Origin of the sequence: Microbacterium sorbitolivorans, from assembly GCF_003327285.1 — a bacterium.
Lineage (GTDB): Bacteria > Actinomycetota > Actinomycetes > Actinomycetales > Microbacteriaceae > Microbacterium > Microbacterium sorbitolivorans.
The window spans coordinates 270,170-288,813 of sequence record NZ_KZ848473.1; the positions used below are offsets into that span (position 1 = coordinate 270,170).

16 protein-coding genes are annotated in these 18,644 nt (G+C 67.6%); 12 read left to right on the forward strand and 4 right to left on the reverse strand.

The genetic code is table 11. The features are described 5' to 3' along the window. The first annotated feature begins 10 nt into the window (after window positions 1-10). The gene (locus DTO57_RS01380) at window positions 11-1,012 is read left to right on the forward strand and encodes a LacI family DNA-binding transcriptional regulator (protein WP_114116438.1); all 1,002 of its coding nucleotides are present in this window, start codon (window positions 11-13) and stop codon (window positions 1,010-1,012) included. Window positions 1,013-1,016: 4 nt separating this feature from the next. Here the strand turns inward: DTO57_RS01380 and DTO57_RS01385 are convergent, their stop codons facing one another. Next, the gene (locus tag DTO57_RS01385; RefSeq protein WP_114116439.1) at window positions 1,017-1,286 is read right to left on the reverse strand and encodes a hypothetical protein; all 270 of its coding nucleotides are present in this window, start codon (window positions 1,284-1,286) and stop codon (window positions 1,017-1,019) included. Window positions 1,287-1,330: 44 nt separating this feature from the next. On the opposite strand from DTO57_RS01385, the gene DTO57_RS01390 reads away from it, so the two are divergent. The 6 genes from DTO57_RS01390 (at window position 1,331) to DTO57_RS01415 (ending at window position 8,370) form a co-directional block, all read left to right on the forward strand. Beyond that, window positions 1,331-3,502, forward strand: a complete 2,172-nt coding sequence (locus DTO57_RS01390) for a bifunctional alpha,alpha-trehalose-phosphate synthase (UDP-forming)/trehalose-phosphatase (RefSeq protein ID WP_114116440.1) — start codon at window positions 1,331-1,333, stop codon at window positions 3,500-3,502. Window positions 3,503-3,908: 406 nt separating this feature from the next. Continuing rightward, complete coding sequence (locus DTO57_RS01395) at window positions 3,909-5,714, forward strand: acetolactate synthase large subunit (protein ID WP_114116441.1); 1,806 nt, start codon at window positions 3,909-3,911, stop codon at window positions 5,712-5,714. Between the two features lies 1 nt (window position 5,715). After that, window positions 5,716-6,222 carry an acetolactate synthase small subunit gene (gene ilvN, locus DTO57_RS01400; protein ID WP_114116442.1) on the forward strand — a complete coding sequence of 169 codons (507 nt, stop codon included), beginning with the start codon at window positions 5,716-5,718 and terminating at the stop codon, window positions 6,220-6,222. Window positions 6,223-6,270: 48 nt separating this feature from the next. Further along, complete coding sequence (ilvC, locus tag DTO57_RS01405) at window positions 6,271-7,296, forward strand: ketol-acid reductoisomerase (RefSeq protein WP_114116443.1); 1,026 nt, start codon at window positions 6,271-6,273, stop codon at window positions 7,294-7,296. A gap of 164 nt (window positions 7,297-7,460) precedes the next feature. Next, window positions 7,461-7,817, forward strand: a complete 357-nt coding sequence (locus DTO57_RS01410; protein WP_114116444.1) for a TraR/DksA family transcriptional regulator — start codon at window positions 7,461-7,463, stop codon at window positions 7,815-7,817. 91 nt (window positions 7,818-7,908) lie between these two features. Next, the gene (locus DTO57_RS01415; protein ID WP_114116445.1) at window positions 7,909-8,370 is read left to right on the forward strand and encodes a hypothetical protein; all 462 of its coding nucleotides are present in this window, start codon (window positions 7,909-7,911) and stop codon (window positions 8,368-8,370) included. On the opposite strand, the gene DTO57_RS01420 is transcribed toward DTO57_RS01415, so the two are convergent. Together DTO57_RS01420 and DTO57_RS01425 are read right to left on the reverse strand one after the other, a co-directional pair. Beyond that, window positions 8,347-9,084: a Pr6Pr family membrane protein gene (locus DTO57_RS01420; RefSeq protein ID WP_114116446.1), complete on the reverse strand. Its 738-nt coding sequence runs from the start codon at window positions 9,082-9,084 to the stop codon at window positions 8,347-8,349. The genes DTO57_RS01415 and DTO57_RS01420 overlap by 24 nt on opposite strands. Before the next feature lie 109 nt (window positions 9,085-9,193). Beyond that, on the reverse strand, window positions 9,194-10,765 hold the full coding sequence (locus DTO57_RS01425; RefSeq protein ID WP_162785615.1) for an HNH endonuclease signature motif containing protein: 1,572 nt from the start codon (window positions 10,763-10,765) through the stop codon (window positions 9,194-9,196). A 271-nt stretch (window positions 10,766-11,036) separates the two neighbouring features. Between DTO57_RS01425 and rpsA the strand changes: the two genes are divergently transcribed. From rpsA to coaE, 4 genes are all read left to right on the forward strand, one after another. Continuing rightward, window positions 11,037-12,494: a 30S ribosomal protein S1 gene (gene rpsA / locus DTO57_RS01430; RefSeq protein WP_114116448.1), complete on the forward strand. Its 1,458-nt coding sequence runs from the start codon at window positions 11,037-11,039 to the stop codon at window positions 12,492-12,494. Window positions 12,495-12,632: 138 nt separating this feature from the next. After that, window positions 12,633-13,127: a hypothetical protein gene (locus tag DTO57_RS01435; RefSeq protein WP_114116449.1), complete on the forward strand. Its 495-nt coding sequence runs from the start codon at window positions 12,633-12,635 to the stop codon at window positions 13,125-13,127. 50 nt (window positions 13,128-13,177) lie between these two features. Further along, window positions 13,178-14,059 carry a hypothetical protein gene (locus tag DTO57_RS01440; protein WP_114116450.1) on the forward strand — a complete coding sequence of 294 codons (882 nt, stop codon included), beginning with the start codon at window positions 13,178-13,180 and terminating at the stop codon, window positions 14,057-14,059. A gap of 17 nt (window positions 14,060-14,076) precedes the next feature. Beyond that, on the forward strand, window positions 14,077-14,676 hold the full coding sequence (gene coaE, locus DTO57_RS01445) for a dephospho-CoA kinase (protein WP_114116451.1): 600 nt from the start codon (window positions 14,077-14,079) through the stop codon (window positions 14,674-14,676). On the opposite strand, the gene DTO57_RS14275 is transcribed toward coaE, so the two are convergent. Continuing rightward, complete coding sequence (locus DTO57_RS14275) at window positions 14,663-16,507, reverse strand: FAD/NAD(P)-binding protein (protein WP_162785616.1); 1,845 nt, start codon at window positions 16,505-16,507, stop codon at window positions 14,663-14,665. The two genes, coaE and DTO57_RS14275, sit on opposite strands and share 14 nt — an antisense overlap. Before the next feature lie 51 nt (window positions 16,508-16,558). Between DTO57_RS14275 and uvrB the strand changes: the two genes are divergently transcribed. Continuing rightward, window positions 16,559-18,640, forward strand: a complete 2,082-nt coding sequence (uvrB, locus tag DTO57_RS01460) for an excinuclease ABC subunit UvrB (protein WP_114116453.1) — start codon at window positions 16,559-16,561, stop codon at window positions 18,638-18,640. Window positions 18,641-18,644 lie beyond the last annotated feature (4 nt).

The window sequence follows — 18,644 nt, forward strand, 5'->3', positions numbered from 1 at the left end:
GGGAGTGCGGGTGGTCGCCACGCTCAAGGACGTTGCGGCGCGCGCGGGCGTGTCGATCAAGACCGTCTCGAACGTGATCCACGGCCACCCGCACATCCGCGACACCACGCGCGAGCGCGTCGAGCAGGCGATCGTCGAGCTCGAGTACTCGCCGAACCACACGGCCCGCAGCCTGCGATCGGGGCGCACGGGCGTCATCACCCTCGCCGTGCCGGATCTCTCGCTGAGCTACTTCGCCGAGCTCGCGGGCTCAGTCATCGCGGTCGCGGAGGAATCCGGCCTCGCGGTGCAGGTCGAGCAGACGGGCGGCACGCGCGAGCGCGAGATCGCGCTGCTCAAGACGCCCCGCGTGCGCATGACCGACGGGCTGCTCTTCAGCCCGCTCGAGATGGACCGCGGCGACATCGACGCGCTCAGGGTCGGTTACCCGCTGGTGCTGCTCGGCGAGCGCATCTTCGACGGCCCCGCCGATCACGTGACGATGCAGAACACGGAGGCCGCGCGCGCCGCGACCGAGTACCTCATCGACCGCGGCCGGCGTCGCGTGGCGGTCATCGGCGCCCACGAGGGCGAAGAAACCGGATCCGCCGGCCTGCGCCTCGCGGGCTATCGGCAGGCGCTCGAGGCGCGCGGCATCGCCTACGACGCCGCGCTCGCCGAGCCCGCCGAGGCGTGGCACCGCCGCAACGGCGTCGACGCCACGCGCGCGCTGCTCGCGCGCGGGGCGAGGTTTGACGCGCTCTTCGCTCTGAACGATGCGCTCGCCTTCGGCGCGCTCCGGGCGCTCGAGCGACACGGCCTCGCGGTGCCGGACGACGTCGCCGTCATCGGCTTCGACAACGTCGACGAGAGCGCCTTCTCGATTCCCGCGCTCACGACGGTAGAGCCCGGCCGCGAGTGGATCGCGCGCCAGGCGGTCGCGATGCTGTCGCGGCGGATCGAGGATCCGCAGGCCGACCCGACGACGCTCTTCGCGTCCTACCGCATCGTCGAACGCGAGTCGACGCCGTAGGGCGTTACTTCTTCTTGCTCTTCTTCGGCTTCGACGCGCCGCGCACGTACTTGTACTCGGAGCCGGCGATGGGAGAGTCCGCCGCGACGACGCCGCCGTTCGAGGCCTTCTTGATGTCGAGGATCATGCCGATCGACAGCATGACCGTGATGCCCCAGCTGAGCCACGCGAGCGCGACGCGCCACGTGAACGCCTGCTGATCGGATCCGCGAAGGAGCGAGTATCCCTGAGTGACCGCTCCGATGATGCCCGTGCCGAGAAGATACTTGCGCATGACCTCAGGCTACTAGGCTGGCCGCAGAGAAGGAGCGTGCAAACATGTCGCAAGCTGAACTTGTCATCGTCGCCAACCGCCTCCCCGTCGACCGCGTCGAGGGTCCCGATGGGGAACCCACATGGCGCACGTCGCCCGGAGGACTCGTGACGGCCCTGGAGCAGGTGATGCGGGGCATGCACGGCGCCTGGGTCGGCTGGGGTGGCAAGGCGGATCTCGACCTCGAGCCCTTCGACTTCGACGGCACGAGGCTCGTGCCCGTCTCCCTCACCGAGTCCGAACTCCGCGACTACTACGAGGGCTTCTCGAACGGCACGATCTGGCCGTTGTATCACGACGTCATCGCGACGCCCGAGTTCAAGCGCTCGTGGTGGGACGCATACGTGCGGGTGAACCGCCGCTTCGCCGAGGCCGCGGCCGCGAACGTCGCCGAGGGCGGCTTCGTCTGGGTGCACGACTACCAGCTGCAGCTCGTGCCGCAGATGGTGCGCGAGCTTCGCCCCGACGTCACGATCGGCTACTTCCATCACATTCCGTTCCCGGCATATGCGCTCTACGCGCAGTTGCCGTGGCGCCGTCAGGTGCTCGAGGGTCTCCTCGGCGCCGACGTCATCGGCTTCCAGCGCGTCGCCGACGCGGGCAACTTCCAGCGGTCGATCCGTCGCCTGCTGCACTATCCGACCAAGGGCGACACCGTCACGGTCCCCACGATCAACGACCAGCCGCGCACCGTCATCTCGAAGGCGTACCCGATCTCGATCGACGTCGACACATTCCTCGAGCTGGCGCACAAGCCCGAGGTGCTGGCCCGCGCGGCCGAGCTGCGCGAGCAGTTCGGATCCACGAAGCTCATGCTCGGCGTCGACCGACTCGACTACACGAAGGGCATCCGCCATCGCCTGAAGGCCTATGGTGAGCTGCTCGCCGACGGCCACCTGACGGGCAAGGACGCGACCCTCGTGCAGATCGCGAGCCCCTCGCGCCCCGGCGTCGAGGCGTACCAGGACCTGCGCAACGAGATCGAGATCACGGTCGCGCGCATCAACGGCGACTACTCGACGGTCGAGACCACACCAATCCGCTACCTCCACCAGGGCTACCCGCGCGAGGAGATGGTCGCGCTCTACCTCGCGGCCGACGTGATGCTCGTCACCGCCCTGCGAGACGGCATGAACCTCGTCGCGAAGGAGTACGTGGCGGTGCGGCAGGACAACTCGGGCGTGCTCGTGCTGAGCGAGTTCGCGGGCGCCGCCGACGAGCTCGGTAGCGCGCTCCTCGTGAACCCGCACGACATCGAGGGCATGAAGGACATCATGATGCGCGCCCTCGCGATGCCCGAGGCCGAGCAGGCGCGGCGCATGAAGACGATGCGCAAGAAGGTCATCGACAACGACGTGGCGCGCTGGGGCCGCAACTTCGTCGCCGACATCGACCACATCCGCGAGCGCCGCGCGCACGCCGCCGTGGTCGGGGAGCGGATCCGGCAGGTCGCCGCGGCGCCGAAACTCTTGATCGCGCTCGACTTCGACGGCACGCTCTCGCCGCTGGTCTCGGATCCCATGGCCGCCCGCGCGATCCCGGCGGCGGCGCGCGTGCTCGATCGCCTCTCGCACCTCGAGGGCGTGACGGTCGCGCTCGTGTCGGGCCGCTCGCTCGGCGACCTGCGCGTGATCGCGGAGCACCGCAATGACTCGCTCGTCTGGCTCGTCGGATCCCACGGCAGCGAGCGCTGGACGCCCGCCGGGGGAGCGGAGGCCGCCGAGACGGATCCGAGGGCCGCGGCCCTCCGGGAGGGCGCCGAGGCGCTCGTCAAGGATCTCGAGGGGGCGTGGATCGAGGACAAGAGCTTCGGCTTCGCCCTGCACACGCGCACCTCGCCCGACGGCGTGGACCCGCGCGCCCAGGCCGCGCTCGACGCCTACATGTCCGAGCAGGCGCCGGAGTGGCGCCGGCGCGAGGGTAAGCACGTGCTCGAGTTCTCGTGGCGACACGAGGGCAAGGACACGGCGCTCGCGCTCCTGCGCGCCGAGCTCGGCGCGGACGCCGTCGTGTTCGCGGGCGACGACGTCACCGACGAAGACGCGCTCCGCTCGCTCGAGGACGGCGACCTCGGGATCCGGGTGGGATCCGGCGACACGGCCGCGCATACACGTGTCGACGATCCGCGGGCTCTCGCCGCGTTGCTCGGACGGATCGCGGATCTGCGCGCATCTTGACCAGTGGGCACGCGACGCGATGACCAAAACGCGCAGGAGTCCGTGAGAATCCTGAGTGTCGAATACACTCGATGTGTGAGTGAGGAAGCAGGGCCCCGCGCCGATGCAGTAGGCTTGACCTACGGTCGATTCACCGGCGGCACAACCGGTCCGCGAGTCGATCGGGTCGCGTCTTCACGCGATGGTGATCTGACCCGGGTCGTAGTCCTCTCTCGCACGTTCGACATACTCGTCGGCGCTCGCGAGTTCGTCTCCCGCCGTTCTGGCCTGAGGCACTCCCGCCCGCGTTATACCCGCGGTGTTCTCGCGCAGTTCGCGAAGCCCGTCCTCACCTTCGCTCACCGAGCGGTATCGGGTTAATGCCCGTACTGCGCAAACCGACGTTCGACTGAATCAGGGAAGCATTATGCCCGCAGAATCAACCTCCGCCATTCCTCGGCCCCCGGCCGGATCGGCAGCCAACGCCCCCGTCATGACGGGTGCCGCGGCCGTGGTCCGTTCGCTCGAGCTTCTCGGCGTCGACGACGTATTCGGTCTTCCCGGCGGCGCGATCCTGCCCGCATACGACGCGCTGATGAACGCGACGTCGCTCAACCACATCCTCGTTCGCCACGAGCAGGGTGCGGGCCACGCGGCAGAGGGATACGCGGCCGCCAGCGGAAAGGTCGGCGTCGCGATCGCTACGTCGGGCCCCGGCGCCACGAACCTCGTCACCGCCATCGCCGACGCCTACATGGACTCGGTGCCGATGGTCGCCATCACCGGTCAGGTGTTCTCGACCCTCATGGGAACCGACGCGTTCCAGGAGGCCGACATCGTCGGCATCACGATGCCGATCACGAAGCACTCGATCCTCGTGAAGCGCGCCGAGGACATCCCCGCCGCGCTCGCGCAGGCGTTCGAGATCGCCTCGACCGGCCGCCCCGGCCCCGTGCTCGTCGACATCACGAAGGACGCACAGCAGAACGAGGCGCCGTTTATCTGGCCGCCCTCGTACGACCTGCCCGGCTACCGCCCCGTCACGAAGGCGCACGGCAAGCAGATCCAGGCCGCGGCCGCGCTCATCGCGCAGGCCGAGCGCCCCGTGCTCTACGTCGGCGGTGGCGTGATCCGCGCCCGCGCGTCGGAGGAGCTGAAGACCTTCGCCGAGACGACCGGCGCGCCCGTCGTCACGACGCTGATGGCCCGCGGCGCGTTCCCCGACTCGCACGAGCAGCACCTCGGCATGCCCGGCATGCACGGCGCCGTTCCCGCCGTCCTCGCGCTGCAGGAGAGCGACCTCATCGTCGCCCTCGGAGCCCGCTTCGACGACCGCGTCACCGGCAAGACCGAGCTGTTCGCGCCGCACGCCAAGGTCGTGCACGTCGACATCGACCCCGCCGAGATCGGCAAGATCCGCGCGGCCGAGGTGCCGATCGTGGGCGACGTTCGTGAGGTGCTGGTCGACCTCGACACCGCCTACCGCTCGACCGTCGCGGGCCAGGCGCCCGACTTCACGGCCTGGTGGGAGCACCTCAACGACCTGCGCGAGCGCTACCCGCTCGGCTTCACGGCGCCGACCGACGGCCTGCTCGCTCCGCAGCACATCATCTCGCGCATCGGCGAGCTGACGGGCCCGGAGGGCGTGTACGTCGCCGGTGTTGGCCAGCACCAGATGTGGTCGGCGCAGTTCATCAAGTACGAGCGCCCCAACTCGTGGCTCAACTCCGGCGGCGCCGGAACCATGGGCTACTCGGTTCCCGCCGCGATGGGTGCGAAGGTGGCGCAGCCCGATCGTCCCGTGTGGGCGATCGACGGCGACGGCTGCTTCCAGATGACCAACCAGGAGCTCGCGACCTGCGTGCTCAACAACATCCCGATCAAGGTCGCGGTCATCAACAACTCGTCGCTCGGCATGGTGCGCCAGTGGCAGACGCTGTTCTACGACGGCCGCTACTCGCACACCGAGCTCAACACGGGTCACGACTCGCGACGGATCCCCGACTTCGTGAAGCTCGCCGACGCATACGGCTGCCTCGCGATCCGCGTCGAGAAGGAAGACGAGATCGACGCGGCCATCCAGCTCGCGCTGGAGACGAACGACCGTCCTGTCGTCATCGACTTCGTCGTCTCGAGCGACGCGATGGTGTGGCCGATGGTTCCCCAGGGCGTCAGCAACAGCTACGTCCAGTACGCACGCGATCACGCGCCGGCATTCGACCAGGAGGCATGACATGTCGACACACGTTCTGAGCCTCCTCGTCGAGGACACCCCGGGCCTGCTGTCCCGCGTCTCGGGCCTGTTCTCGCGCCGTGGCTTCAACATCCACTCGCTCGCGGTCGGTGTGACCGAGGTCCCGGGCCTCTCGCGCATCACGGTCGTCGTCGACGTCGACGCCCAGCCGCTCGAGCAGGTCACGAAGCAACTCAACAAGCTCATCAACGTCGTGAAGATCGTTGAGCTCGACCCGGCCGCCTCGGTGCAGCGCCAGCACATGCTCGTCAAGGTGCGCGCCGATAACGCGACGCGCGCCAACGTGCTCGAGGTCGTGAACCTTTTCCGGGCGAGCGTCGTCGACTACGCGACCGATGCTCTCGTGATCGAGATCACGGGCGACCAGGGCAAGGTCGACGCCTTCCAGAAGGCGATCGCCCCCTTCGGTATCAAGGAAATCTCGCAGTCGGGCCTCCTCGCGCTCGGCCGTGGACCGAAGTCGATCTCCGAGCGCGCGCTGCGCTGATCGACGACAACAGACATCACCCAAACCACTCAAACAAGGAGCAACACCGTGGCAGAGATCCTCTACGACCAGGACGCAGACCTGTCGATCATCCAGTCCAAGAAGGTCGCGATCGTGGGCTACGGCTCGCAGGGTCACGCACACGCGCAGAACCTTCGCGACTCGGGCGTCGAGGTGGCCGTCGCACTGCGTGAGGGCTCGAAGTCGGCCCAGAAGGCGGCCGACGATGGCTTCCCCGTGAAGAACGTTGCCGACGCGACCGCGTGGGCCGACGTCATCATGATCCTCGCGCCGGACCAGAGCCAGCGTTCGATCTACTCGGAGAGCATCAAGCCGAACCTCGCCGAGGGCAAGGCCATCGCCTTCGCGCACGGCTTCAACATCCGCTTCGGCCTCATCGAGGCGCCCGAGGGCGTCGACGTGATCCTCATCGCCCCGAAGGCCCCGGGCCACACGGTGCGTCGCGAGTTCGTCGCCGGCCGCGGTATCCCCGACATCATCGGTGTCGAGAAGGACGCCTCGGGCAACGCCTGGGCCCTCGCCCTCTCGTACGCCGCCGGTATCGGTGGCACCCGCGCGGGCGTCATCAAGACGACCTTCACGGAAGAGACCGAGACCGACCTCTTCGGCGAGCAGGCCGTGCTCTGCGGTGGCATGAGCCACCTCGTGCAGGCCGGCTTCGAGACCCTCACCGAGGCGGGCTACCAGCCGCAGATCGCCTACTTCGAGGTTCTTCACGAGCTGAAGCTCATCGTCGACCTCATGTGGGAGGGCGGCATCGCCAAGCAGCGTTGGTCGATCTCGGACACCGCCGAGTTCGGTGACTACGTCTCGGGCCCCCGCGTCGTTGACCAGCACGTCAAGGACAACATGAAGGCCGTTCTCGCCGACATCCAGTCGGGCGCGTTCGCCAAGCGCTTCATCGACGACCAGGACGCCGGTGCGCCCGAGTTCAAGAAGCTCCGTGCCGAGGAAGAGCAGCACCCGATCGAGACCACCGGTCGCGAGCTGCGTGCCCTCTTCTCGTGGCAGGGCGGCGACGACGACTACACCGAGGGCACCGCTGCGCGCTGACCTCGCTGTAGTCGCGACGGCAACGCCCGTGGTTCGCTCCGCTCACGGCGATGCTCGCGCATCGCGGACCGAGGGCACCGCTGCGCGCTGAATGACCCAGTAACACCAGAGAACCGCCCCCATGCAATCCGCGTAGGGGCGGTTCTTGCGTCTATGGTCACTTCATGGACGAGAAACATGTGCGGGAGTTTCGTGCACTCCTCGACGAACGCGGCGACGAGACCCTGCGAGCGCGGATGCGCGGTAGCGAAGACCTGAGCGAGCTGGTCGACGCGCGATCGGCGGCGACGGCCGACGACGAGCACGACCCAGAGGGGACGACCCTCGCGGAGGAGTGGTCGCGCATCGCGGGCCTCGACGCCGAGGCCGAGCGACAGCTGCGCGACATCGAGGCCGCGAAGCGCCGGATCGACGACGGCACCTACGGAGTCTGCGCGTCGTGCGGCAAGCGGATCCCGGTCGCGCGGCTGCGGGTGCGGCCCGCGGCGACGATGTGCGTGGAGTGCGCGTCGAAGGTCTAAGTTCTCCACAGATTTCGCGGATCCGCGATATCCATCCACAATCGGCGGCTTTCGCCAGCGGGAGCGGTCTCGTTTGAGTCAGTCTTGCGGCATGACACAGAACGAGAATCTCCTCGACCTTGACCACCGCCCGCTCACCGACGACCGCGATCTCGAACGCCTCGTGGGGGCGCTGCTCGACACGGCGCTCGTCGAGAGGGCCTGGATCATGTTGCTCGACGACCAATGGCGGTCGACGAAGGTGATCATCCCGATCAACGACCTGCCGCAGGATCCGATGTCGCCCGCCGCGATGCCGAGCAGCGGCCCGGTGAGCGCCGCGCGCGTGTTCGGCGAGCGGATCGCTCAGATCATCGAGCAGACGCCGGCCGCGGCCGTGGTGGTGATCTGGGAGCGTCCGGGAGGGCCGGGTTCGGATCCGAAGCTCATGCGCTGGGTCGACGGCATGCGCGACGGATTCGCCGCGAACCCGCGTGCCCTTCGAGCCCAGCTGGTGCTGACGAACGAGGGCGTGCAAACGCTCGGACGGTCAGCGCTGCGCCCCGCCGCGTGAGGCCCGCCAGCGCATGAACGCTATTAGCAGGGCCGCGAAGAGCGCGAACCCGCCCGACATGACGACGACGTAGATCATCACGCCGCCCCAGCCGCCCTGCACGTGCGGGTTCAGGAAAGGATACGGGTACCAGTACGGTGCGCCGCCGACGGGCGAGATGATGAACGGCGCGCGCACGATCGTGTAGGCGAGGTACGCGATGGCGTAGCCGACGGGCAGGAAGATCGTGCCCCACGGAACCCGTCGCGGCCTCGGCGACACGATTACGTCGGCGAGCATGACGAGCGGGATGACGACGTGCATGAGCTCGTTCGTCCAGTCGACGAACGGCGCGATGCCGCCGCTGCGATCCTCACCGCGGAGCAGCACGTTGTAGACCACGCCCGTGAGCAGGATGCAGCAGGCCGCGAGGATCTGGAAGCTCGCGAGGGCGATCGGTTGGGGGAGCCCGCGGCGCCCGCGGGTGAAGCCCCAGATCGATGCGAGCGTGAGGTAGACCGCGACGAAGATGTTCGACTCGATCGTGAAGTAGCTGAAGAAGTTCGCGACGTAGGTCGGCACATGCGATCCGGACGCCGTCGGGTTCGTGCGCACATACGCGAGGTCGTGCAGGAGCAGATAGATCACGCCGACAGCGGCCGCGATCGCGGCGACCGCTCGGACGATCGACCAGAGGGTAAGAAAACGAGAACCGGCGGCGGTGGCGGAGGGCATCTGCACATCGTATCGAGCACCCCACGGCGCGCGCGGAGGCGTGGCCGGGTGCCTGGCTGTCGCGTCAGCGCGCGGCGTCGGCGCGATCGCGTGTCTGGCAGGCAGCACGTCAGCACCCGCTCTCCGACGGCGGATTCTGGCGCCGGATACGCGACTCCGCGCGGCGGATCCGTTCGTCGTCGGCCTCGAAGCGCTCGTCCTCGCGCTCGCGGAGGTCGGCGGCATCGTGCCCATCCCGCACCGCGGCCTCGGCCCGCGTGGCGGCCGCATCCGGCGCTGTACTGAAGAAGACGCGGCTCAGCGGATCATCGGTCAGGGTCTGACCCAGGGGAGTCGTGAACTCGATCACGCCTCCCGGCTTTTGACGCACGCGCCACCCGGATTGATGCTTCATCTGGTGATGGCCCGGGCACAGCGCCTCGAGGTTATCGATCGAGGTGGGCCCGCCCCGGGCATGGTCGAGCCCGTGGTCGATATCGCACGCGTGACCGGCGGTCTCGCACCCCGGAACGCGGCACGTCATGTCGCGCGCGAGTAACAATCGTCGCTGTTCGGCCGTGGGTCGATATCGGTCGGTCGCAGCTATTTCTCCGGTGTCTTCGTGGATGAAGATGCGTTCCCATCCGGGCGCGAGGCCCGCGAGGATCCGGAGTGTATCGGGCGAGGCGAGTGTGCCGTCGTCGAGCCAACCGACGCCCTCGTTGGGGTCGATCATCTGCGACACCGGGATCGTCACCTGGACGATCGGCTGGATCGCCGTGAGCGAAGCGCCGGTGCCGTTCATGAAGAGCTCGTGCGCGGAGGGTTCCGACGACAGCAGCATGTCGAGCAGCAGGTCGGCGCGGATTTGGCCGACCGTTCGGTGATCGGTCGCCGCCAGGTAGAGCGCATCGATACCCGCAGTATCGCCGCCTGTGGTGTTACCGCTTGTCTTGTCGCCGCCTGCGGTGTGATCGTCTGCGATGTCGTCGGCCGCGGCCACGCCGTGCTTGCGCTCGTACGCCTCGGCGGCGCGTAACCGGTCGTTATGGATTGTGCGCGCCATGTCGATAAGCCGCGAGAACACCGATCTGGTCTCGACCGTCGGCCCGACGATGCGCAACTCGCTCATGCCCTCGCCGAGGTCGGTGAGGGTGACGCGGCGCCGGGCCCGCTCGGCCTCGTGCCGCTCGCGGAATGAGCGCTTGTCGATCTCGGCCGCCTGCTTCTTGACGATCTTGCCGAACTGCCGTGACGTGCGTCCCTTGGCCCACTCGGGCGCGTGCGCGTCGAGCGATGCGCGCGCACCCGGATCCAGCGGAGATGCCGCGATGGCGACCAGCTCGGCCTGCCGGCGCGTGATCCGGCCGTCGCCGAGCGCTTCGAGAGTGTTCGGGCAGGTGTCGGTAATGAGCTCGGCGGTCGAGAGGGCGATGCGGGCATCGGCGGGGGAGACCCGCATCGCGGGGGCCGCCTCGGCCGCCAGCGAACGCCGGGTATAGTCGCGGGCGCCCGGGCGGGGAGACTGGGCCGCTTGTTTGTCGGCGATGCTTGCTAGCGTCGCGAGCGCACGGATCCGCTGGCCTTCGATCGCCGCCACGGCGCGCTCGATGCTCGCAAGCTCCGCGATCGCGGAGCGCGCGGCGCCGACTTCCTCGGTGGTCAACCCATCGAGACTGTCATCGAAAGCTGCGGTGCTCATGCCCACATTCTATCGAAGTTAAATACGAAGAACAAGAGATAAGATGTGAGCGAGTATCGAATTTTTGTGACAATGTGTCGGCGAGTGACGCGAATTGCTGTACGGAGTCGCCTCCGGCCCACTCTGTGCTAATCTTGAGTGTCACTCGTGCGCGCTGTGTGCGCGTGTGACGCTCCCAATCCAACTGCTTCGGACCCACGAAGTGTCGCTCGCACGTAAGCGGGCGGCGGGTTCGCAAGCCCGAGATAGACCCCTGAAGGCTAACCACTACATGACTAACGAAACGACCGCCCCGGCAACCACGCAGGTCGCGATCAACGACATCGGCTCTGCTGAGGACTTCCTTGCCGCGGTCGAGAAGACTCTCAAGTTCTTCAACGACGGCGACATCATCGAGGGCGAGATCGTCAAGATCGACCGCGATGAGGTTCTGCTCGACGTCGGTTACAAGACCGAGGGTGTCATCCCCTCGCGTGAGCTCTCCATCAAGCACGACGTCAACCCTGACGACGTCGTCAACGTTGGTGACCAGATCGAGGCCCTCGTTCTCCAGAAGGAGGACAAGGAAGGTCGCCTGATCCTGTCGAAGAAGCGCGCCCAGTACGAGCGTGCTTGGGGCGACGTCGAGCAGGTCAAGGAGAACGACGGTGTCGTTAAGGGCACGGTCATCGAGGTCGTCAAGGGTGGTCTCATCCTCGACATCGGTCTCCGCGGCTTCCTCCCCGCCTCGCTCATCGAGCTGCGCCGCGTGCGCGACCTGACGCCGTACCTCGGCCAGGAGCTCGAGGCCAAGATTCTTGAGCTCGACAAGAACCGCAACAACGTGGTTCTCTCGCGCCGCGCCCTCCTCGAGGAGACGCAGTCGGCTACCCGCGCTCAGTTCCTCAACGGTCTGCACAAGGGCCAGGTCCGCAAGGGCCAGGTCTCGTCGATCGTCAACTTCGGTGCGTTCGTTGACCTCGGTGGCGTTGACGGTCTCGTCCACGTCTCGGAGCTCTCCTGGAAGCACATCGACCACGCCAGCGAGGTCGTCGAGGTTGGTCAGGAAGTTACCGTCGAGGTGCTCGAGGTCGACCTCGACCGCGAGCGCGTCTCCCTCTCGCTCAAGGCGACGCAGGAAGACCCGTGGCAGGTCTTCGCCCGTACCCACCAGATCGGTCAGATCACCCCGGGTAAGGTCACGAAGCTCGTTCCGTTCGGTGCGTTCGTTCGCGTTGCCGACGGCATCGAGGGTCTCGTTCACATCTCGGAGCTTTCGCACAAGCACGTCGAGATGGCAGAGCAGGTTGTGTCGGTCGGCGAGGAGCTCTTCGTCCGCGTTATCGACATCGACCTCGACCGTCGCCGCATCTCGCTGTCGCTCAAGCAGGCCAACGACATGGTTGACCCGAACGGCACCGAGTTCGACCCGTCGCTCTACGGTATGACCACCGAGTACGACGAGAACGGCGAGTACAAGTTCCCCGAGGGCTTCGACCCCGAGACCAACCAGTGGCTCGAGGGCTACGACGAGGCTCGCGTCGCCTGGGAGAACGAGTACGCAGCGGCTCAGGCTCGCTGGGAGCAGCACAAGGAGCAGGTTGCCAAGGCCATCGAGGCCGAGGTGAACGCCGAGGACGTTGCTCCTTCGGCTTCGAACAACAGCTTCTCCTCGGAGAGCTCCTCGACCGGCGCCCTTGCCGACGACGAGGCTCTCGCGGCGCTCCGCGAGAAGCTCGCCGGCAACTAAGCCAGTCAGCTAGCTAAAACGGGTCGGATCCTTCGGGATCCGGCCCGTTTCGCGTTCCGGATCCCCGGTCAGCGGGCGAAAATGACGCCCTGTGGATAACTTTCGAGGCCGTTCCGCGATTTCGTCTAACCTGTCGGCATGCCTCGTTTTATCGCCGCAACAGTGGTCGTCCTCGCCGCCACAGCCACTCTCGTGGGCTGCACGGAGGAGAAGGAGCCCGAGCCCCAGTGGACCGAGGAGAGCGCCTACGCGGCGGCGGAGGAGACGTATAAGAGCTATTTCGAGAGCAGCCGGTTCGATGCAACGCCGGGCGGGGCCATTCAGTACGTAACGGGCGATCTTTACGAGGTTCAGAAAGCCAGCGATGAGCGGTACGCGAAACACACCATCGAAGTGCGGGGTGACACGTACATCGAAGAATTTGTGCCGCAGTCGTTTCGAACAGTTGGAGCGGAGGTCGCAGTTGAGGGGTACGCATGTATCAACCAGGAGACCCTTGAACTCAACGTTGACGATCAAGGATGGGTTCATCCAGACCAGACCGACGTGTACTCAGTTGATCTGTCGTTCGCGTCAGTAGGTAACGAGCTCAAGCTGGCCAATCTCGAACTTGGGGGCGTCGAAAGATGCTAGCGAGCGCGATCCTATTTGCTCTGGTCATTGGTACGAAGGGCAACCTTGGGATGGTGGCATCGCCGGGCGACTTGGGTGAGATCGCGACCTGCACACAACAGGATGCCGCTACAGGCCTCTGCGACGGAAACAACGAAGGCGATCTCGACCTCGAGGAATTCCGCCCCGGCAACCCCGGCAACCCCGCCCCACAAAACCCAAACCCAAACCCCAACCCCAACCCCCAGCCCGGCAACAACCCGGGTCAACCCCAAAAGCCCAACCCCGGCACCCCGCAGCAGCCCGCGAACCCGAACCCGGATCCGGGCCCCGCCAACCCCGACGGCGGAGGGTGGCTCTGTGAGGATCCGGGAGGCGGTCTGCTCAACGGCGGGTGTCTCACGCCCGAGGATCCGGAGGAGGGAGCGGATCCCGACCCGCAAGAACCCGAGCGGCCGGTGATCCCTCCCGAGATCGATCAGCGCGACGTCGCGAGCTTCGCCCCGCAGGCGACGAGCCCGACGATCGAGCCGTTCGGCGTCGCGATCAAGAACGCTCCGATGAACGTGGCGTTCAGCGTCGAGCCGCACACGGTCGGCGGCAGCCTGTTTGAGCTCCCGGTCAACGTCACCTTCACGCCAGACATCATCACGATCGACTACGGCGACGGCACTCAGGCCCAGGTATCGGGCTCGGCGGCAACGTGGGACGGCCTCGGCCAGCAGCAGCTCACCCCGACGGGCACGAGCCACACCTACGGTGAGCGCGGCACCGTGACCGTCACGGTCGACGTCGCCTACGTGGCGACGGTCGACTTCGGCCCGTGGGGCGTGTACCCCGTGTCCGGCCACATCGTGTCCTACGGCTCCGGAACCGACGTGCAGGTCTACGAGAAACAGTCGTACCTGGTCGAGCGAACGTGCCGGGAGGATCCGCAGGGCCCCGGCTGCTGAGGGGTAATCTCGTACGCATGCCGCTTATCGCTCTGACCGGGGGGATCGCCTCGGGGAAGTCGACCATCGCGGGCCGCCTCGCCGAACACGGCGCGATCGTCGTCGACGCCGATCGGACGGTCCGTGAGCTCCAGCAACCCGGCCAGCCGCTCTTCGCCCAGATCGTCGAGGCGTTCGGCGACGGGGTCGTCGCGGCCGACGGATCCCTCGACCGCCCGGCCCTCGGATCCATCGTTTTTGGCGATCGCGAGAAGCTCGCACGGCTCAACGCGATCGTCCACCCGGCCGTCAAAGACGAGACGCAGCGCCGCTTCCGCGAGGCCTTCGCCGCCGACCCGAACGCCGTCGTGGTCTACGACGTGCCGCTCCTCCAGGAGGCGCGCGGTACGGGGGAGTGGGACCGCGTGGTCGTCGCGCACGCGCCCGCCGAGGTACGGATCCGGCGCATGGTCGACAACCGCGGAATGACGCCGGAGGACGCGGCGGCGCGCGTGCGCAGCCAGGCCTCCGACGACGAGCGCCTCGCCCTCGCCGACGTCGTGATCGACACGGCAGGCACCCTCGAGCACACGCTCGAACAGGCCGATCGCCTGTGGGCGGAGCTCAGCGCCCGCTGACCCTCAGCAGGCTCCGCGCGATGCGATCGCACTCGCGCAGCATCGTCGCGTTCGCGCCCGGCATGGGGCTGATGAGCGCGTCGTGCATCGTCTCGTCGAGCGGGATGCCGGCGACGTGCAGCGAGGCGTCGAGGGATCCGTCCGCGTGCACGACGCGGTGCGTCGCCGGATCCACGTCGATGCCGCGCGTCGCCACGGCCGATCCGTTCCGCGATCGCAGCGCGAAGGGCCGGATCCGCCCCTCGTCCGCGAGAGATCTCATCAGCGGATCCGCGCTGTTTCTCGCGTCGTGGGGCCGGACGAGCGCGTCGATCAGCACCTTGGCGCTCGCGACCGTGTCATTCGTGAGGGTCGAGCGCACACGAAAGACACCGCCCGTGACGGAGACGGTGCCGGGGCCGAGGAAGCGCACGAGCCCGGCGTCGTGGAGGGCGAGGAGCTGGCGGTTTCGGAACGCCGGCGGGCCGGATCCTGCGCTGCCGCCGACCGACTTCAACTCGCCGTAGCCGAGAACGGACGACTCCTGATCGAACCTGCCGAAGCTTCCCGCGCGATGGGCCACGCCGCGCGCCTGCGAGAGCGACCAGAGAGCGGCCTTTTCCGGGCTGCTCGTTCCCTTCTCCGCCTCGGCGAGGTCGTGCGCGACGAACCGGGCGATGGATCCATCGACGTCGTCGACATCCACCGCGGGACGAATCAGTGCCTCGAGGTCGAGCACATCGGCCGAGTGAGGGGCGACGGCTGCCGCGAGGCCCGCGAGCGATCCGTCGGAAGCCTCGACGGCATCGAGCGCGGCGGGAAGCTCGACGGAGCCGGGTCTCACGCGTTCGAGAGCGACGTAGTACGCCTCGTAAGCGTCTTTGCGGATGAGCGGCCACATCTCGCGATCGACGTCGATGACGTCGCGCGTGTCCCAGCTGGTGCCGCGCAGGTGCCGCTGGGGCGCACGCGGCGGCAGGGATCCGTAGAGCGACTTTGCGCGATAGGGAAGCCCGCGCGGCGAGGTCACGAGCAAGCGCGGTTCGCGGCCGGAGGGCACGTAGCGGCCGCCCTCGAAGCGCCCGCCGCGGCCGATCATGAGGAGCGCCATGGCATCGAAGAAGCCCATGCCGAGCCCGCGCACGATGACGTCGGCGCCCGCCGGCACGAGGTCGAGGCGCTGCTCGATGGGGCTGCCGGGCAAGATCCAGATGGGGCCGGAGACGGGGAGGGAGCCGGCGACCCGTCGATCGTGGTGGACGGCCTCGTCCCCGTCGGCATCGAAGAACGGCTCACCGGCAGGTGCCAGCCACCCCGGCGCGAGGGCGATCGCGCGGGCGGCGATCTCGGATCCGTCGGCGAAGAGCAGCGCGTCGCCGTCGACGCGGACGACGCGGCCGAGCTTTTCGCGGATCCGCACCCCGCGCGGCGCGCCCGCGATCGCGCGATCGAGGCACCAGCGGATGTACTCGCCGAACAGCGCGCGGCTGGGGTGTGATTCGGGGCGCTGCGCCGCGAGCTCGTCGCGGTAGTCGCCCACGAGACCGGGGCGCACGGCGAGGGATCCGTCGAGCGCGCCGAGCGACCACTCGTGCAGGTTCGGGCCGGGGAGCACGGGGCCCGCCATGTCGACGGAGTCGTCGGTGAAGAGGGTGACGGCGCCCGCGAGCGTGTTCATGCACATCTCGCGCGTCTGATCGGTGCGCCACACCCGGCCCGCGCCGACCTCGACGTCATCGATGAGGAGGATGCCGAGCGGGGTTCCGGGGGCGAGATTCGCGAGGATCCGCTCGACCAGCAGCACCCCTCGCGGGCCGCCGCCGACGATGGCGATGTCGGTGCGGGAGGTCACCCATCCATTCTGCCCGGTTCCCGTGTCAGTGGTTCGGCATAGCCTTAATACATGGAGACGAGACGCAGCGTACGGCCGTTCGAGGTCATCAGCGAGTACGAACCTTCCGGCGACCAGCCGAAGGCCATCGCAGAGCTCGCGGCGCGCATCAACGCCGGCGAGACCGACATCGTGTTGCTGGGTGCGACCGGTACCGGTAAGTCGGCGACGACGGCGTGGCTGATCGAGCAGATCCAGCGGCCGACGCTCGTTCTCGCGCACAACAAGACGCTCGCGGCGCAGCTCGCCAACGAGTTCCGCGACCTCATGCCGAACAACGCCGTCGAATACTTCGTGTCGTACTACGACTACTACCAGCCCGAGGCGTACGTCCCGCAGTCAGACACCTTCATCGAGAAAGACTCGTCGATCAACGCCGAGGTCGAGCGCCTGCGCCACTCGACGACGAACTCGCTGCTGAGCCGTCGAGACGTCATCGTGGTGAGCACCGTCTCGTGCATCTACGGCCTGGGTTCGCCCGAGGAATACCTGCGCTCGCTCGTCGCGCTGCAGGTGGGCGAGCAATACGACCGCGATGCGCTCATCCGCGCCTTCATCAACATGCAGTACAACCGCAACGACGTCGACTTCTCGCGCGGCAACTTCCGCGTGCGCGGCGACACGATCGAGATCATCCCGGTGTACGAGGAGTACGCGATCCGCATCGAGATGTTCGGCGACGAGATCGAGCAGATCCTGAAGCTGCACCCGCTCACGGGCGACGTCGTCGAGCGCATGGACGCCGTCGCGGTGTTCCCAGCCACGCACTACGCGGCCGGCGTCGACACCGTCGCCCGCGCGATCAAGACGATCGAGGAGGAGTTGGCCGAGCGCCTCGCCGAACTCGAACAGCAGGGCAAGCTTCTCGAGGCGCAGCGCCTCAAGATGCGCACGACCTTCGACCTCGAGATGCTGCAGCAGATCGGCTTCTGCTCGGGCATCGAGAACTATTCGCGCCACCTCGACGGGCGTGGCCCCGGCGAGCCTCCGCACACGCTGCTCGACTTCTTCCCCGACGACTTCGTCATCGTGATCGACGAGTCGCACGTCACGGTGCCGCAGATCGGCGCGATGTACGAGGGCGACGCGTCGCGCAAGCGCACGCTCGTCGACCACGGCTTCCGCCTGCCGAGCGCCCTCGACAACCGCCCGCTACGCTTCGACGAATTCAAGGAGCGCATCGGCCAGGCCGTTTACCTGTCGGCGACCCCCGGGCGCTACGAGATGGACATCGCCGACGGCGTCGTCGAGCAGATCATCCGCCCGACCGGCCTCGTCGACCCCGAGGTGGTCATCAAGCCGATCGAGGGGCAGATCGACGACCTGCTCGAAGAGATCCGCGTGCGCGCCGCGAAGGACGAGCGCGTGCTCGTGACGACGCTCACGAAGAAGATGGCCGAGGAGCTCACCGACTTCCTCGACGAGCACGGCGTGCGCGTGCGCTACCTGCACAGCGACGTCGACACGCTCCGCCGCGTCGAGCTGTTGACCGAGCTGCGCCAGGGCGTGTACGACGTGCTCGTCGGCATCAACCTGCTCCGCGAGGGCCTCGACCTTCCCGAGGTGTCGCTCGTCGCGATCCTCGACGCCGACAAGGAGGGCTTCCTCCGCAGCACCACCTCGCTCATCCAGACGATCGGCCGCGCGGCCCGTAACGTCTCGGGCGAGGTGCACATGTACGCCGATCGCATCACCGACTCGATGAAGCGCGCGCTCGAAGAGACCGAGCGCCGCCGCGACATTCAGCTCGCCTATAACCGCGAGCACGGCATCGACCCGCAGCCGCTCCGCAAGAAGATCGCCGACATTACCGACCAGCTCGCCCGCGAGGAGGCCGACACGGCCGAGCTACTCGCGAAGCGCGACAGGCGGGTCAAGGACGGCGGCCGGGGCAGGGCCGCGACGCCCCTCAAGAAGCACGACGGCATCGCGGCCGAGGGCGCGGAGCAGCTCGAGGAGACGATCGCCGACCTCACGCAGCAGATGGTGCAGGCGGCCGAGCAGCTCAAGTTCGAGCTCGCCGCGCGCCTGCGCGACGAGGTCAGCGACCTGAAGGCGGCGCTCCGGCAGATGGAACAGGCGGGTCACGCATAGGTAG